This window comes from Paenibacillus sp. IHBB 10380, from assembly GCF_000949425.1.
Classification (GTDB): Bacteria; Bacillota; Bacilli; order Paenibacillales; family Paenibacillaceae; genus Paenibacillus_AQ.
The window spans coordinates 5,752,212-5,770,242 of the sequence record NZ_CP010976.1; the positions used below are offsets into that span (position 1 = coordinate 5,752,212).

The 18,031-nt window shown below is 45.1% G+C and carries 7 protein-coding genes, 4 rRNA genes and 1 riboswitch; of the genes, 10 read left to right on the plus strand and 1 reads right to left on the minus strand.

The features are described from left to right. Positions 1-33: 33 nt before the first annotated feature. The 9 genes from UB51_RS25985 (at position 34) to UB51_RS26025 (ending at position 14,557) form a co-directional block, all read left to right on the plus strand. Positions 34-1,020: an AAA family ATPase gene (locus tag UB51_RS25985; protein ID WP_082063265.1), complete on the plus strand. Its 987-nt coding sequence runs from the start codon at positions 34-36 to the stop codon at positions 1,018-1,020. Next, positions 1,017-2,285, plus strand: coding sequence for a DUF58 domain-containing protein (locus UB51_RS25990; RefSeq protein WP_044879785.1), 1,269 nt, complete (start codon positions 1,017-1,019; stop codon positions 2,283-2,285). Before UB51_RS25985 ends, UB51_RS25990 begins: the two co-directional genes overlap by 4 nt. Then, positions 2,233-4,551 carry a DUF4129 domain-containing transglutaminase family protein gene (locus UB51_RS26690; protein ID WP_052676092.1) on the plus strand — a complete coding sequence of 773 codons (2,319 nt, stop codon included), beginning with the start codon at positions 2,233-2,235 and terminating at the stop codon, positions 4,549-4,551. The genes UB51_RS25990 and UB51_RS26690 overlap by 53 nt, the downstream gene beginning before the upstream one ends. Before the next feature lie 143 nt (positions 4,552-4,694). Continuing rightward, positions 4,695-6,233, plus strand: a complete 1,539-nt coding sequence (gene guaA, locus UB51_RS26000) for a glutamine-hydrolyzing GMP synthase (protein WP_044879786.1) — start codon at positions 4,695-4,697, stop codon at positions 6,231-6,233. 350 nt (positions 6,234-6,583) lie between these two features. Beyond that, a riboswitch (purine riboswitch) is annotated at positions 6,584-6,683 on the plus strand. A 124-nt stretch (positions 6,684-6,807) separates the two neighbouring features. After that, entirely contained in the window at positions 6,808-8,208 is a 1,401-nt protein-coding gene (locus UB51_RS26005) for an NCS2 family permease (RefSeq protein WP_044879787.1), read from the plus strand. A gap of 490 nt (positions 8,209-8,698) precedes the next feature. Next, a 16S ribosomal RNA gene (locus UB51_RS26010) occupies positions 8,699-10,254 on the plus strand. 368 nt (positions 10,255-10,622) lie between these two features. Then, a 23S ribosomal RNA gene (locus tag UB51_RS26015) occupies positions 10,623-13,552 on the plus strand. A 176-nt stretch (positions 13,553-13,728) separates the two neighbouring features. Continuing rightward, positions 13,729-13,845: ribosomal RNA gene (rrf, locus tag UB51_RS26020) — 5S ribosomal RNA — on the plus strand. Together the 16S, 23S and 5S rRNA genes form the textbook arrangement of a ribosomal RNA operon. A gap of 463 nt (positions 13,846-14,308) precedes the next feature. After that, positions 14,309-14,557, plus strand: coding sequence for a hypothetical protein (locus UB51_RS26025; protein WP_144406924.1), 249 nt, complete (start codon positions 14,309-14,311; stop codon positions 14,555-14,557). Between the two features lie 9 nt (positions 14,558-14,566). On the opposite strand, the gene UB51_RS26030 is transcribed toward UB51_RS26025, so the two are convergent. Further along, entirely contained in the window at positions 14,567-15,349 is a 783-nt protein-coding gene (locus UB51_RS26030) for an alpha/beta fold hydrolase (protein ID WP_044875525.1), read from the minus strand. A gap of 733 nt (positions 15,350-16,082) precedes the next feature. Here UB51_RS26030 and UB51_RS26035 point away from each other — a divergent pair. Continuing rightward, a 16S ribosomal RNA gene (locus UB51_RS26035) occupies positions 16,083-17,638 on the plus strand. The last annotated feature ends 393 nt before the right edge of the window (positions 17,639-18,031 follow it).

The window sequence follows — 18,031 nt, forward strand, 5'->3', positions numbered from 1 at the left end:
CAATTGACGATGAAGAAGTGGGGGTACTGAATAATGTCTATTCCATCTATGAATAACCAAGAGATACATGCTGAACTACTTGATAGAATGACATCCCGAGTAGGAAAGGTCATGGTCGGCAAAGAAACCGAGATACGACTTGTACTCATGTCTATGTTGTGTGGCGGACATGTGCTTTTAGAGGATGTACCTGGTGTGGGTAAAACGATGCTTGTTCGAGTCATTGCAGCCTGTATGGGAGGTTCCTTTGGTAGAGTGCAATTTACTTATGATCTAATGCCAGCAGATATTACGGGCACGACCGTGTATCACCCTCATAATGGACATTTTGAATTTCGTCAGGGTCCTATTCTTTCGAACGTAGTACTAGCAGATGAAATTAACCGTGCTGCACCACGTACTCAATCGGCATTACTAGAAGCTATGGAGGAGAAGAAGGTGACTGTTGACGGTACAACATATCCGTTACCAAGACCATTTCTTCTACTTGCTACACAAAATCCACTACAGTTCGAAGGGACTTATCGTTTGCCAGAGGCGCAACTCGATCGATTCCTCATGCGAATCAGTCTAGGTTATCCAAGCCCGCAGGAGGAGCTAGAATTGTTAACACGAATGCAGTGGAGCCATCCGCTGGAACAGATCAAACCGGTCGTTATGGTGGAAGAGATTGAAGCGATGCAACGTGAGGTTAGGCATGTGTTTGTGGACGAGTCTATTAAGCAGGTTCTTGTAGAGGTTGCCAATAGTTCTCGTAATCATCCTAGACTTCAACTTGGAATAAGTCCCCGTGGTACTTTAGCTTGGATGCTGGCCTCTCAAGCAGCTGCCTATATGAATGGAAGGATGTATGTCACGCCTGATGATATCAAAGAAACGGCGGTGCCCGTTCTCTCACATCGTATTGTACTTCATTCACATTCCATGCTTGAGGGCATAACAGGAGAAGAGATTGTCACGCAATTGTTATCACAAGTGAACCTGTCTATGTATCGAAGCCGCAAGGGGAGTAGATCATGAAATCTAGGATGATCGAATGGGGAGTCGCGACACTTGTATTAGGAATCCTTCTTTCTCTATACAGCGGATATGGGGGCGGGTCTGTACAATTCTTATTGATTCTAACGGTTATAATTATGGTTGCTGGTCTTGCCATCCAGCTCTTTGGAGCACGGAATATCGAGATTAAGCGAAGTGTTAATCCACTGCTACTGTCTACTGGACATGATGCTGAGGTGGTTGTTTATATCCAATTTCAATCTATTCTTCCCCTTCCTTGGCTGACTGTGACAGATTTCTTTACAAGGGGAGCCTATTGCAAGTTAATCTTTCCGGGCTTTTCTAGATCCTTTACTTATTCTTATACACTTTCCAATCTTCCTAGAGGAATTATAGCTTTTCAGCAATGTTATGTAGAATGGGGTGGACTATTCGGGTGGTTTGGAAGGAAGTATATCTTAAAGAGTCATGAGGAGATTACAGTGTTTCCCGTCCCAATAGTTATCCCTAGAGATCAAGAATGGACTAGTGACAATGAGGGCGTTGGTGTATCCGAGCCACGGGATCGCTATCTTACTAGCGGAACTAGGGGACCAGAGGTTCGTGATTATGCCGTAGGAGATCCATTAAGTAGAATTCATTGGAAAAGCTCAGCTAAGCGGGGGCACCTGCAAACGATTCTACCCGAAAAGGAAGGGAATCCAGCTCTTATTGTCATTTTGGACGATAGTCTGAAGGGATATGATCTGCTTCGTGCTGTAAATACGAAGGACTATACCGTCCAATCCTTATTTGAATGTGCGGTTTCTATCGCTATAGGTCTATTACTTGAAGCTGATAAAGCAGGTGTAGAGACAGAATTAGTATGTAAGGGTGGTTCGCAATCATTCTTAAATTCCTTGGCTACGATTACGCCTGAGGAAGGTGACCGTTTACCTGAAATCGTCGAGTCTACTGTTGGATATGCGATTAAAGGATCATGTGTGGCGATTATTACAGGAGCATTAAATGCACGGATTACTGAAGTTGTAACGGTACTACAGGGAGCCGGACTGGTAGTCGCTATTTACTGCGTACAACCCATTGTTTCGCTGCTGGATATTGATTACATTCATAGAGTTACCCGGATGGGAATCAAGGTTTATGATGTCCAAGATCATCTTAAATCAGACAATACTTCATCACCTATAGAGTACCCTACAGATCGGATGATTTGGAAGGGAGGCGCTCCCTATGCAAATACCTATCCAGAATCAATCACAGCACAAGAACAACGTTCACTATGATAGCTTATCTTTAAATGTAGAAGAGACTGCGCATTCTAACTTAACACAGATCAAGACTCATCCATTGTTGTTTCGTGTCGTTCTATCTATCATTCTGATGGGACTTTTTATTGAATGGCTATATCCTCTATCAGAACGGTCATTTGGTAAGCCGTTGCTGGAGATTTTTATTGGATTAACGGGAATGATTCTGCTGACAGGTCTAATCCGTCTGCACATGGCCCTATCCATTCTTATACACGTAATATTGGTTATGGGGGCATGGATCCTTTACTTTGGTAGAGGAGAAGGTGTGGCATGGTTTGGTTCGTATATAACTATTTTTGAGAATGACTTCAAATCATTTATGGACAGTGGTCAACTGTCTGTAGTCGGAACAGAAACGCATACATTAATTCTGATGATTGGGTGGAGTGTGCTCGTGACATCTGTACAATCTCTTGCTCTGTACAGAAATTCGGTATGGATATTTTCTGTTGTTACTGTCGTGTATTTGTTGTGTATTGAGAACCTGCTTGGTCTAGAAATATATGCTGATATGATTCGTACCACTTGCCTCCTAATTATTCTACAGGGACTTATATTCTCGTCAAAGTTGACTGAGAAGGCAACCTTTGATAGATTCAGTAATCTTACATATAGCCGATGGGTTGTTGCGGTATGCACCCTAGGAGTCATTGTTTGTATGAGTAGTGTTTGGGTGGGGCGGTACATGGTATCTCCTAAGCCTCTCGAAAGAGTTTCAATTCAGGCGTTGCTGGAGAAATGGCAGTCATGGTCAGGAGAACGATTCAATGCATCACAAGAGCAAGTTGCTGTTACGGGATATAGCAGTGGAGGCGAAGAATTGGGATCACCACTGCAACCTGTTAGCAAAATGGTATTCACGGCGCAAACACCAATGGCTTCCTATTGGCGTGGGGAGACATTAAGCTATTATAACGGTCGCAGATGGGCTGATCCGCAAGTATTGTTAGACACTGTCCAATTATCAAGTAGAATTCAAAGCTTATCTTCAAGTCAGCATACGGGGCAACCGACGATAATTCAGACTGTGCAATTTAAGCAGGTTATGTCTGATCATTCTCCTATATTTGGTGGAGGGGATATCGTACATATTATGGATATTATTACAAAGCAGGGAGATACTCTTACACATGTATTGCATAATGGGATCACGGATAATGTGAAATTACCAGAGTCAATTGCCAAGAAGACAGCCCATTTAGAGAATGCAGTAACAGGTTATCGTATAGAGGTTATGCCTCTCATTGTGAATAAGGATCAGCTTAGAGCAGCAATAGGTATAGATCCTGAACAGATCACACAATCGTATCTGCAATTACCCGATGCTCTGCCTTCACGTATAAAGACGTTGAGCGATAGAATAACATCTGAAACGGATAATCGATACGATGCAGCCCTAGCTATTCAGACATATCTAAAGGAACAATACAAATACGCTATGAATACCAAGATACCACCAGCCAATGCGGATTTCGTTGAGGATTTTCTTTTTGTAACCAAACAGGGTTACTGTAACCACTTTGCGACAGCGATGACTATTATGCTACGTAGTCAAGGGATTCCAGCTCGTTATGTAAAAGGGTATACACAAGGTACCTTGAAAGAAGGGAGTACCTCAACCTATGTAGTGGATGAAATCAATGCCCATGCATGGGTTGAGGTGTATTTTCCTGAACGTGGCTGGACGCCATTTGATCCGACCCCCGGTTTTAATATCGCGACAAGCGATACTGCGGTTTCAGAAATGGTTGATCCGAAGAATACCATTCAAGAAGTAACTTGGAAGTATTTCTCTGGAACAATGAATGTAATCAAGCAGAGTATGGACAAGCTTACACGGTATGTCGACCAGAATGGTAGGCTATTTATCTTACAGTGTATAGGAGCAGTCATATTCGTGAGTGGTAGTGTATTCTTGATATGGAGAGGTCCTCGCTATTTGTTCTTATGGCGATTACAACACTTATCCCGAAGCTTTAGTCCGCCTAAAGGACAGTTATTAAGGGTTGCGTATAGCGTATGGGATCAGATAGGACGTCGTTATGGATATATGGCTAAGGGGACCACCGCTCAAGAGTATATCCAATATATGGTCATCTCAGATGAGGATCTTCGGGAGCAAATCCGTCAATTTGTAGATCAATGGGAAACCATAGCTTATGGAGGGACTATACTAAGTCGCGAGCACAGCTTGTCCTTTTTGCGTCGATGCGCTCAACTAGCTGACACATTAGGGTGATTAGATTGTAATCATAGATGAGCCAAAAAAAAGAGGAATCTAAGTTTACATTTTAGTGTATTCTATATTCTTACTACTACTTTCTTGACGGTATGAATTATCGTTGCGTATAATTAACTTCAACAATCGAGGGGGGCACGGAAATGACTAAGCCAAATGAAATTATTGTTGTTCTGGATTTTGGAGGACAATACAATCAATTAATAGCACGACGCATTCGCGACTTGGGTGTTTACAGCGAATTGATGCCTTATAATACACCAGTGGAGAAGATTCGCGCTCTTTCACCTAAGGGAATTGTTTTCTCAGGCGGACCATCAAGCGTATATGCAGAGAATGCACCGCATGTTGATCCAGCCATTTATGATTTGAATCTTCCGATCTTCGGTATTTGTTATGGTATGCAACTAATGGCTCAGCAGTTCGACGGCAAAGTAGAAAGATCTGCTAAGCGGGAATACGGGAAAGCTGATTTAGTATTTGAACCTGATGCGACCCTCCTTAAGGGTCTCGAAGCTAAACAGACAGTATGGATGAGCCATGGTGACCATGTCGTAGAACTTCCAACAGGATTCAAGCTTAATGCAGGAACGGAATCCGCACCCATTGCAGCGATGAGTAATGAAGATAAGAAGTTATACGCTGTGCAATTCCATCCTGAGGTTCGTCACTCAATAAATGGTAATGAAATGATTCGCAACTTCTTATATGAAGTGTGTCAATGCGAAGGGAACTGGTCTATGGAGACCTTCGTTGAAGACAAAGTGCGCGAGATTCGTGAGCTTGTCGGAGAAGACAAAGTATTGTGCGCACTTAGCGGAGGTGTAGATTCCTCTGTTGTGGCTAGATTGATCCACAGAGCCATTGGTGATCAGTTAACTTGTATGTTTATTGATCATGGGCTGTTACGCAAGGGTGAAGCTGAGAGTGTAATGGAGACTTTTGTAGGTAAATTCGATATGAAAGTTGTTAAAATCGATGCTCGCGAACGATTCTTGTCCAAGCTTGTAGGTGTGGATGATCCTGAGCAGAAACGTAAAATTATCGGTAATGAATTTATTTATGTATTTGAAGAAGAGTCCGGTCAGTTCGATGATTTCAAATATTTAGCGCAAGGTACACTGTATACAGACATTGTGGAGAGTGGAACGGCTACAGCTCAGACGATCAAATCACATCACAATGTAGGTGGACTTCCTGAAGACATGAAGTTTAAGTTGATTGAGCCTTTGAATACACTATTTAAAGATGAAGTCCGCAAAGTAGGAGAAGAATGTGGCTTACCTCCTGAAATTGTATGGCGTCAACCTTTCCCAGGACCAGGCTTAGCTATTCGTATCTTAGGAGAAGTAACGGAAGACAAGCTAACCATCGTTCGTGATTCCGACTATATTCTGCGTGAAGAGATCGCTAAAGCGGGCCTAGACCGTGAGATTTGGCAGTACTTCACAGCACTTCCTAATATGAAGAGTGTAGGGGTAATGGGCGATGCTCGTACTTATTCTTATACGGTTGGTATTCGTGCAGTTACTTCCATCGATGGAATGACAGCAGACTGGGCACGTATCCCTTGGGATGTACTTGAGAAAATATCGGTACGTATCGTGAACGAAGTAGATAACGTTAACCGAATTGTATATGACATTACTTCCAAACCACCAGCTACGATTGAGTGGGAATAAACAACATAAGTCTGGAAATGCTGAGTTCTATAAGCATTTCCAGACTTTTTTTCGAAATATAAGAAAGTATAAGTAATCCTTACAATTTGCATATATTTTTACGAGAAACGGTTAACTGTCCCTTCAAGGACAGCAAAGCCGTTTCTTCTTGCGTTAAGGCTACTATAGACTTTACACAGATCCAAACTACGGGAAGATGTAGAGATACATTCTTGAAAACACCGTAGATTCAAGATTTAGTTCATGATGATTCCAAATAATTTCTACAATTTACGAACAATATAAAAAGTAAGTCGAATATTGTTCGTTTTTGCCATTGACAACGGATGTCATGTCCACCTAAAATAAGAGAGCACAACAACACAAATATTCGTATAATTCCGGGGATTGGCCCGGAAGTCTCTACGAGGTCACCGTAATGACCTGGCTACGATTAAGAAGAGGAACCCTGTGTAGTATCGTTGCCGTTAGGCTCACGATTTCGGGGAGAAATCTTTTTTTCGGGCCGGCGTCTACCAAGACTCCGGCTTTTTTGTTGCTGACGTTAACAAACCAACCTTAGGGGGAGAACAATTTGAATCGCTTTTTCAAACTGAAAGAGAAAGGCACTACAGTGCGCACAGAAATTATGGCAGGTCTGACCACGTTTATGGCAATGGCTTATATTTTATCAGTTAACCCGAATACCTTGACCGCTTTTGGTCAAATTGACATGGGCTGGTATTCTGTATTTCTGGCTACTGCACTGGCAGCGGGGATTTTTACGATTGCGATGGGGTTGTTTATTAATTTCCCGGTAGCTTTGGCACCTGGTATGGGATTGAATGCTTATTTCGCTTCAGTTGTACTGTCTTCAGCAACGACAGATCACCCTTTTACATGGCAAATGGGATTGACTGCTGTGTTCGTCTCTGGTTTGATCTTCATCATATTAACGATTACTCATGTGCGGCAGATGTTACTTGATGCTATTCCAGACAGTTTGAAACATGCAATTACAGTCGGTATTGGATTGTTTATCACCATTATCGGTTTGAAAAATAGTGGATTGATGACAATCGGTGTTGAGGCTGGAAACGACATTCCAGCACATACATTTACAGATGTGCTCTCCTATGAAACAGTTATTCATTTAGGTAGTCTTCAGAATACTAATGTTCAATTAGCTCTTGTTGGATTGATCCTAATTGCTATATTAATGGTGCTGCGTGTTCGTGGTGCGATTTTGTTCGGTATCCTCGGTACAACGGTTGTGGGTATCTTGATGGGTACAGTGGACTTTAGCACATTATCGAGTCCTGATATTCATTGGGTTCCTGATTTCACAGAATTGAATTTTATGTCCTTTGACTGGGAAGGCATTATGCATACAGGTCTTATTTCTGCAATTGCTACATTTACCTTTGTGGAGTTGTTTGATACGTTCGGTACACTGGTCGGTACGGCTCAGCGGGCTGGTATTATGAAAGATCCAGTTGAAGGCAAAAAACGTGTAGGTAATGCAATGTTTGTAGATGCAATTGCTGTAACGGGTGGTGCAATGCTTGGAACCTCAACTACAACGGCTTATGTTGAAAGTGCCGCAGGGGTAGCTGAGGGCGGTCGTACCGGTCTAACCGCTGTAACGACAGGGGTATGTTTCTTACTAGCTTTGTTCCTTGCTCCAATTGCTGCACTAATTCCAGGATCAGCTACAGCGGCAGCGCTTATCATCGTTGGTGTGCTTATGCTTCAATCGATTAAAGAAATCGATTTTCAGGATATGGTTGTTGCTATTCCAGCCTTCTTGACCATTACAATGATGCCTTTTAGCTATAACATTGCTAACGGGATCTCGTTCGGGATCGTGACTTATGTTATTCTTGCTACTTTTGGTAATCTTATAGAGAAGAAGAAATATAACATTCACTGGCTAATGTGGGTGTTGGCAGTTCTGATTGTTCTTCGCTACGTATTTCTCGGTAGCGCTGGCTAAAGATTGACTCTATACGGTATTTCAAAAACAAAGCATGGTCTGCGGGTCGTGCTTTGTTTTCATTTTATATTAGAATATGATTTAGAAATTAAGATTCATAATCATGTTCCTTCTATAATATAATAAAATATTGCATCAAGCCTAGTTGATGTGTAATAAATATATAAAAAAAGCTTGCACATCACTAAGAGACGTGATATATTATTTATCCGGCCATTAAACGTCGGTCAAAACGAACCAGAAAGCTTAACAATCACATGAAAATGACATTGAAAATAAAGCTTGCATTACTGAGTCGGACATGATAAGATATAGTAGTTGTCGCCGAGAACAACTGGTGATGACGAAAGAGAAATTGATCTTTGAAAACTGAACAACGAGTGAGTAAAGATTTCACGAAAGTGAAGTCAAAACAAATGAGAAATCATTTGGTAGAGAATGCAAATTCTCGCCAGTTTGTTTCAAAATGAGCATATCGCTCTTTTCAATTCTATTGGAGAGTTTGATCCTGGCTCAGGACGAACGCTGGCGGCGTGCCTAATACATGCAAGTCGAGCGGAGTTGATGGAGTGCTTGCACTCCTGATACTCAGCGGCGGACGGGTGAGTAACACGTAGGTAACCTACCTGTAAGACTGGGATAACTACCGGAAACGGTAGCTAATACCGGATAATACATTTTCTCTCCTGAGGAGATGTTGAAAGGCGGAGCAATCTGTCACTTACAGATGGACCTGCGGCGCATTAGCTTGTTGGTGAGGTAACGGCTCACCAAGGCGACGATGCGTAGCCGACCTGAGAGGGTGAACGGCCACACTGGGACTGAGACACGGCCCAGACTCCTACGGGAGGCAGCAGTAGGGAATCTTCCGCAATGGACGAAAGTCTGACGGAGCAACGCCGCGTGAGTGATGAAGGTTTTCGGATCGTAAAGCTCTGTTGCCAGGGAAGAAGATTCAGGAGAGTAACTGCTCCTGGAGTGACGGTACCTGAGAAGAAAGCCCCGGCTAACTACGTGCCAGCAGCCGCGGTAATACGTAGGGGGCAAGCGTTGTCCGGAATTATTGGGCGTAAAGCGCGCGCAGGCGGTCATTTAAGTCTGGTGTTTAATCCCGGGGCTCAACCCCGGGTCGCACTGGAAACTGGGTGACTTGAGTACAGAAGAGGAGAGTGGAATTCCACGTGTAGCGGTGAAATGCGTAGATATGTGGAGGAACACCAGTGGCGAAGGCGACTCTCTGGGCTGTAACTGACGCTGAGGCGCGAAAGCGTGGGGAGCAAACAGGATTAGATACCCTGGTAGTCCACGCCGTAAACGATGAGTGCTAGGTGTTAGGGGTTTCGATACCCTTGGTGCCGAAGTTAACACATTAAGCACTCCGCCTGGGGAGTACGGTCGCAAGACTGAAACTCAAAGGAATTGACGGGGACCCGCACAAGCAGTGGAGTATGTGGTTTAATTCGAAGCAACGCGAAGAACCTTACCAGGTCTTGACATCCCTCTGAATCCACTAGAGATAGTGGCGGCCTTCGGGACAGAGGAGACAGGTGGTGCATGGTTGTCGTCAGCTCGTGTCGTGAGATGTTGGGTTAAGTCCCGCAACGAGCGCAACCCTTATGCTTAGTTGCCAGCACATTATGGTGGGCACTCTAAACAGACTGCCGGTGACAAACCGGAGGAAGGTGGGGATGACGTCAAATCATCATGCCCCTTATGACCTGGGCTACACACGTACTACAATGGCCGGTACAACGGGCTGCGAAATCGCGAGATGGAGCCAATCCCACCAAAGCCGGTCTCAGTTCGGATTGCAGGCTGCAACCCGCCTGCATGAAGTCGGAATTGCTAGTAATCGCGGATCAGCATGCCGCGGTGAATACGTTCCCGGGTCTTGTACACACCGCCCGTCACACCACGAGAGTTTACAACACCCGAAGTCGGTGGGGTAACCCGCAAGGGAGCCAGCCGCCGAAGGTGGGGTAGATGATTGGGGTGAAGTCGTAACAAGGTAGCCGTATCGGAAGGTGCGGCTGGATCACCTCCTTTCTATGGAGAATTGTTTCCTGCAATGGAAACATTCATATAAGAGTCAAGATAAGACTTATGGAACAATAGATTCCATGAATATTTCCTCACTCGTTGTCAGTTTTGAAAGAGCAATCTTTCAAACATGTTATTTCTCTTTTAGAAATGACTTTGATCCTTGAAAACTAGATAACGAAACGAATTTGCGATTTAGAACATTCTTTTATATTTAACATTCAACTCATTATGAATTGAATGAAGTGTAAAGGTAGCTAGCGAATTTGATGTGATGATCGATCCTTTGGGAGTTCATTTCAACCTCTAATGGGTTTACTCAATAGATGAAATGAACGGACAAGAGAGCGGACAGCGCAACAAATGAGCGAAATGGTTAAGCTACTAAGAGCACACGGAGGATGCCTAGGCGCTAGGAGCCGATGAAGGACGTGGCGAACAACGAAACTGCCTCGGGGAGCTGTAAGCAAGCTTTGATCCGGGGGTGTCCGAATGGGGAAACCCAGCTGTGGTAATTCGCAGTTACTCATTCCTGAATACATAGGGAATGTAGAGGCAGACCAGGGGAACTGAAACATCTAAGTACCCTGAGGAAGAGAAAACAATAGTGATTCCGTCAGTAGCGGCGAGCGAACGCGGAACAGCCCAAACCAAGGAGCTTGCTCTTTGGGGTTGTGGGACGTCTCACATGGAGTTACAAAGGATTAGGTTAGGTGAAGAGGTCTGGAAAGGCCCGGCATAGAAGGTAAAAGCCCTGTAACCAAAAGTCTAATCCCTCCGAGACGGATCCCGAGTAGTGCGGGGCACGTGAAACCCCGTATGAATCTAGCAGGACCATCTGCTAAGGCTAAATACTACCTAGCGACCGATAGTGAAACAGTACCGTGAGGGAAAGGTGAAAAGCACCCCGGAAGGGGAGTGAAATAGAACCTGAAACCGTGTGCTTACAAAAAGTCAGAGCCCTATTTATGGGTGATGGCGTGCCTTTTGTAGAATGAACCGGCGAGTTACGTTCCCGTGCAAGGTTAAGGTGAGAAGCCGGAGCCGCAGCGAAAGCGAGTCTGAATAGGGCGAATTTTAGTACGTGGACGTAGACCCGAAACCGAGTGATCTACCCCTGTCCAGGGTGAAGGTGCGGTAACACGCACTGGAGGCCCGAACCCACGCATGTTGAAAAATGCGGGGATGAGGTGGGGGTAGCGGAGAAATTCCAATCGAACTCGGAGATAGCTGGTTCTCCCCGAAATAGCTTTAGGGCTAGCCTCGGAAATAAGTCGTGGAGGTAGAGCACTGATTGGGTGCGGGGCCCGCAAGGGTTACCAAACTCAGTCAAACTCCGAATGCCATAGACTCGAATTCCGGGAGTCAGACAGTGAGTGCTAAGATCCATTGTCGAAAGGGAAACAGCCCAGACCATCAGCTAAGGTCCCCAAGTGTGTGTTAAGTGGGAAAGGATGTGGAGTTGCACAGACAACCAGGATGTTGGCTTAGAAGCAGCCATCATTGAAAGAGTGCGTAATAGCTCACTGGTCGAGTGACTCTGCGCCGAAAATGTAACGGGGCTAAACACGCCACCGAAGCTATGGCTTGATGCTTTGCATCAGGGGTAGGGGAGCGTTGTATGCAGGTTGAAGGTGTACCGTAAGGAGCGCTGGACAGCATACAAGTGAGAATGCCGGTATAAGTAACGAAAAGATCAGTGAGAATCTGATCCGCCGAAAGCCCAAGGTTTCCTGAGGAAGGCTCGTCCTCTCAGGGTAAGTCGGGACCTAACGCGAGGCCGAAAGGCGTAGTGGATGGACAACAGGTTGAAATTCCTGTACCACCGTAATCCGTTATGAGTAATGGGGTGACGCAGCAGGGTAGTGACGCGGACTGATGGAAGTGTCCGTCTAAGCAGTGAGGCTGATGTGTAGGCAAATCCGCACATCAATAAGGCTGGGCTGTGATGGGGAGCGAAAATTATAGTAGCGAAGGTCATGATCTCACACTGCCAAGAAAAGCCTCTAACCAGGAGAAGGTGCCCGTACCGCAAACCGACACAGGTAGGCGAGAAGAGTATTCTAAGGCGCGCGGAAGAACTCTCGTTAAGGAACTCGGCAAAATGACCCCGTAACTTCGGGAGAAGGGGTGCCCCGGTAGTGTGAATAGCACGAGGGGGCCGCAGTGAAAAGGCCCAAGCGACTGTTTAGCAAAAACACAGGTCTGTGCGAAGCCGCAAGGCGAAGTATACGGGCTGACGCCTGCCCGGTGCTGGAAGGTTAAGGGGAGTGGTTAGGGGTAACCCGAAGCTATGAACCGAAGCCCCAGTAAACGGCGGCCGTAACTATAACGGTCCTAAGGTAGCGAAATTCCTTGTCAGGTAAATTCTGACCCGCACGAATGGCGTAACGACTTGGGCGCTGTCTCAACGAGAGATCCGGTGAAATTTTAATACCTGTGAAGATGCAGGTTACCCGCGACAAGACGGAAAGACCCCATGGAGCTTTACTGCAGCTTGATATTGGATTTGGGTACGATCTGTACAGGATAGGTGGGAGCCTAAGAAGTAGGAGCGCAAGCTTCTATCGAGGCGCCGTTGGGATACCACCCTGATCGTATCTAGGTTCTAACCTAGGACCGTAAACCGGTTCGGGGACAGTGTCAGGTGGGCAGTTTGACTGGGGCGGTCGCCTCCTAAAGAGTAACGGAGGCGCCCCAAGGTTCCCTCAGAATGGTTGGAAATCATTCGAAGAGTGCAAAGGCAGAAGGGAGCTTGACTGCGAGACCTACAAGTCGAGCAGGGACGAAAGTCGGGCTTAGTGATCCGGTGGTACCGCATGGAAGGGCCATCGCTCAACGGATAAAAGCTACCCTGGGGATAACAGGCTTATCTCCCCCAAGAGTCCACATCGACGGGGAGGTTTGGCACCTCGATGTCGGCTCATCGCATCCTGGGGCTGAAGTAGGTCCCAAGGGTTGGGCTGTTCGCCCATTAAAGCGGTACGCGAGCTGGGTTCAGAACGTCGTGAGACAGTTCGGTCCCTATCTGTCGTGGGCGCAGGAAATTTGAGAGGAGCTGTCCTTAGTACGAGAGGACCGGGATGGACGCACCTCTGGTGTACCAGTTGTTCCGCCAGGAGCATAGCTGGGTAGCTACGTGCGGACGGGATAAACGCTGAAAGCATCTAAGCGTGAAGCCCCCCTCAAGATGAGATTTCCCAATTAGTAAGACCCCTTGAAGACGACGAGGTAGATAGGTTGGAGGTGGAAGTGCAGTAATGCATGGAGCTGACCAATACTAATCGGTCGAGGGCTTATCCTAAAAGTTTCATGAAGTGAAACTACTTCGGAAGCATATGCTGTTTTAACATTGCAAATTCGTTTCGTATCTAGTTTTCAAGGATTAAACCTTGTACTGATTTTATGTTGCATGCTCTTTATAGGGTTGGATATTTTGTTGAAGTATTAACAAAGTAGATAAGCAACACAAAAATCCTGTTTGGTGGCGATAGCGGAGGGGTTCCACACGTACCCATCCCGAACACGACCGTTAAGCCCTCCAGCGCCGATGGTACTTGGACCGCAGGGTCCTGGGAGAGTAGGACGTCGCCAAGCAACTATGAGAACACTATCCATCATTGGGTAGTGTTTTTTTGGCTTTTTATTGAAGGAAAAGAAATTTAGCATACAGGTACTGGCAGATGAGTTGTTATTTTGTACATTAAAGGGAACTTCGATATACTTTATTAAAGTGAGAAGAAGTCCGTTATGACCAATAATAATAAAGCATTAGATATAATGTTATATATTTTATGAACGTAAAAAATGGATAGAGTTGTCAGAAAACATCTGACTCTCTATCCATTTTTCTTTTTGTTATAATTACATTTTGACTTGGAGATGCTCGAAGAGATTATAGTTTTAGACGGTCACACTTTTCAGCTACTGTGTCTGCAAGCAGAACGTGGAGACTCCCCCAGCGTTAGCATTTTTGGGACTGAATTATCATATCCCGTCGTATTATGAGGTTAGCTAGTTTTTACTGGTTGAGGTCTAGTCTCGTATCACGTGCAATGCTGTGGAACTGCAAGCAGATGTCATAGTGGTTACGGGCAACCATACAATCAGAGAGGATGAGAATATGATGAATCCAGTCATTGGTCTTGATATTTCAAGAGGTCAAAGCGAAGGTCAAGCATTCTTAAATAAAGGCAACCTTACGGTAAAAGCCCTCCTTTCTTCACACATAGGAAGGCTAGAGGAGTTATTCAACATGGTGCAGACTTTTGATTTTCGTTCCCTATTGGGAACTACTTATGGGAGTTGAAGAGAACTATCAGCCAATAAATTGCATTAATATCTGATTGAACTTGTCGCGTTCTTCCCAGAAAGTACCATGACCGCTATATTGAAATGGAACAAGTTGTGAATTTTTAATTAGCTTATTTGTTTCCTGAGCATTGGTAAAGGGAACGATTTTATCATGGATGCCATGAATAATTAATGTAGGTACAAATATTTTGCTAAGATCATTGTACACATTCTCATCTCTTAGTGTAGTCATGACTGCCGCAGTCGACCAACCAGCTGCTTGTAATCCCATTTGAAAGAACCAGTCTGAGAAAGGCTCCGTAATATGCTGAAAGAAAAAGAGATCCGTTACTCCCTCCAACATTTTTGGCCGATCATTTAGTGTTCCTGTAATGAAATTATTTGCTATTTCTTCTGGAACACTAGTCGGAGATGCAGCGCCTATAAGGACAAGCTTGGATACTCCATAACCTTGATATCGAGCCATATATCGAATCGAGATTCCTCCTCCTGTGGAGTGCCCTGCTAGTGTGAAGTTTTTTAACTGTAATGCCTCTATTACTGCACGGATATCATCTGCCAATCTGTCAAAATTGTAGCCACTAAATGGTTTATCAGAGTTACCGTAACCCCTCCAGTCAATGCCTATACATCGGTACCCCATTGCTGGAAGAATATTAAATTGATATTCAAACTGCTTATGGTTTAAAGGCCAACCATGTATAAATAGTATTGTTTTACTCCCCTCTGGGTTCACATCCTCTACATATATTTTCACACCTCGTTCTACAGTAACAAAGTATCCCATGCTGTTTCCTCCGTCTAATTAAAATGGCTTTAACAATAGGATACTCATCTAAGGCAATATAGGTGAATGTCTATTCTTTATTGTTTAGTTTGTTTGTACGTTCCGAGGTAACGTTTGTATACTTATATAGCTATCCAATTGAACTTACTGTATTTGGATGAATGCCTTTACCTATATCTAAAAGAGCAAAGAGAAGATGGTGTTGTGTTTTTTGGAAAGAGCATTATGATTAGAAGCTTGGTCAAGACAATACTCTTTCATTAAAATGGTGAATACGGGAGCTATTAATACTGCGTAAAAGACATTCCTCTGAATGTAGCCTAACGGGATATAGTAATGAGTAGTCAATAATGGTCATTTAGAAAATATTGTAACTTGTAGTTACTTAACAAACGTGATATATTATTTATCCGGCCATTAAACGTCGGTCAACACGAACCAGAAAGCTTAACAATCACATGAAAATGACATTGAAAATAAAGCTTGCATTACTGAGTCGGACATGATAAGATATAGTAGTTGTCGCCGAGAACAACTGGTGATGACGAGAGAGAAATTGATCTTTGAAAACTGAACAACGAGTGAGTAAGGATTTCACGAAAGTGAAGTCAAAACAAATGAGAAATCATTTGGTAGAGAATGAAAATTCTCGCCAGTTTGTTTCAAAATGAGCATATCGCTCTTTTCATTCGATGAATGTCCGGTCGCTGCAAAGTTGATCTGACATTCATCTCTATTGGAGAGTTTGATCCTGGCTCAGGACGAACGCTGGCGGCGTGCCTAATACATGCAAGTCGAGCGGAGTTGATGGAGTGCTTGCACTCCTGATACTCAGCGGCGGACGGGTGAGTAACACGTAGGTAACCTGCCTGTGAGACTGGGATAACTACCGGAAACGGTAGCTAATACCGGATAATACATTTTCTCTCCTGAGGAGATGTTGAAAGGCGGAGCAATCTGTCACTTACAGATGGACCTGCGGCGCATTAGCTTGTTGGTGAGGTAACGGCTCACCAAGGCGACGATGCGTAGCCGACCTGAGAGGGTGAACGGCCACACTGGGACTGAGACACGGCCCAGACTCCTACGGGAGGCAGCAGTAGGGAATCTTCCGCAATGGACGAAAGTCTGACGGAGCAACGCCGCGTGAGTGATGAAGGTTTTCGGATCGTAAAGCTCTGTTGCCAGGGAAGAAGATTCAGGAGAGTAACTGCTCCTGGAGTGACGGTACCTGAGAAGAAAGCCCCGGCTAACTACGTGCCAGCAGCCGCGGTAATACGTAGGGGGCAAGCGTTGTCCGGAATTATTGGGCGTAAAGCGCGCGCAGGCGGTCATTTAAGTCTGGTGTTTAATCCCGGGGCTCAACCCCGGGTCGCACTGGAAACTGGGTGACTTGAGTACAGAAGAGGAGAGTGGAATTCCACGTGTAGCGGTGAAATGCGTAGATATGTGGAGGAACACCAGTGGCGAAGGCGACTCTCTGGGCTGTAACTGACGCTGAGGCGCGAAAGCGTGGGGAGCAAACAGGATTAGATACCCTGGTAGTCCACGCCGTAAACGATGAGTGCTAGGTGTTAGGGGTTTCGATACCCTTGGTGCCGAAGTTAACACATTAAGCACTCCGCCTGGGGAGTACGGTCGCAAGACTGAAACTCAAAGGAATTGACGGGGACCCGCACAAGCAGTGGAGTATGTGGTTTAATTCGAAGCAACGCGAAGAACCTTACCAGGTCTTGACATCCCTCTGAATCCACTAGAGATAGTGGCGGCCTTCGGGACAGAGGAGACAGGTGGTGCATGGTTGTCGTCAGCTCGTGTCGTGAGATGTTGGGTTAAGTCCCGCAACGAGCGCAACCCTTATGCTTAGTTGCCAGCACATTATGGTGGGCACTCTAAACAGACTGCCGGTGACAAACCGGAGGAAGGTGGGGATGACGTCAAATCATCATGCCCCTTATGACCTGGGCTACACACGTACTACAATGGCCGGTACAACGGGCTGCGAAATCGCGAGATGGAGCCAATCCCACCAAAGCCGGTCTCAGTTCGGATTGCAGGCTGCAACCCGCCTGCATGAAGTCGGAATTGCTAGTAATCGCGGATCAGCATGCCGCGGTGAATACGTTCCCGGGTCTTGTACACACCGCCCGTCACACCACGAGAGTTTACAACACCCGAAGTCGGTGGGGTAACCCGCAAGGGAGCCAGCCGCCGAAGGTGGGGTAGATGATTGGGGTGAAGTCGTAACAAGGTAGCCGTATCGGAAGGTGCGGCTGGATCACCTCCTTTCTATGGAGAATCGTTTCCTGCAACGGAAACATTCATATAAGAGTCAAGATAAGACTTATGGAACAATAGATTCCATGAATATTTCTCTCACTCGTTGTCAGTTTTGAAAGAGCAATCTTTTCAAACATGTTATTTCTCTTTAGAAATGACTTTGATCCTTGAAAACTAGATAACGAAACGAATTTGCGATTTAGAACATTCTTTTATATTTAACATTCAACTCATTATGAATTGAATGAAGTGTAAAGGTAGCTAGCGAATTTGATGTGATGATCGATCCTTTGGGAGTTCATTTCAACCTCTAATGGGTTTACTCAATAGATGAAATGAACGGACAAGAGAGCGGACAGCGCAACAAATGAGCGAAATGGTTAAGCTACTAAGAGCACACGG

Excerpts from the sequence above, each read along its gene's own strand:
- UB51_RS25985 (WP_082063265.1), top strand. The coding sequence starts at position 34 with ATGTCTATTCCATCTATGAATAACCAAGAGATACATGCTGAACTACTT.
- UB51_RS25990 (WP_044879785.1), top strand. The coding sequence starts at position 1,017 with ATGAAATCTAGGATGATCGAATGGGGAGTCGCGACACTTGTATTAGGA.
- UB51_RS26690 (WP_052676092.1), top strand. The coding sequence starts at position 2,233 with ATGCAAATACCTATCCAGAATCAATCACAGCACAAGAACAACGTTCAC.
- guaA (WP_044879786.1), top strand. The coding sequence starts at position 4,695 with ATGACTAAGCCAAATGAAATTATTGTTGTTCTGGATTTTGGAGGACAA.
- UB51_RS26030 (WP_044875525.1), bottom strand. The coding sequence starts at position 15,349 with ATGGGATACTTTGTTACTGTAGAACGAGGTGTGAAAATATATGTAGAG.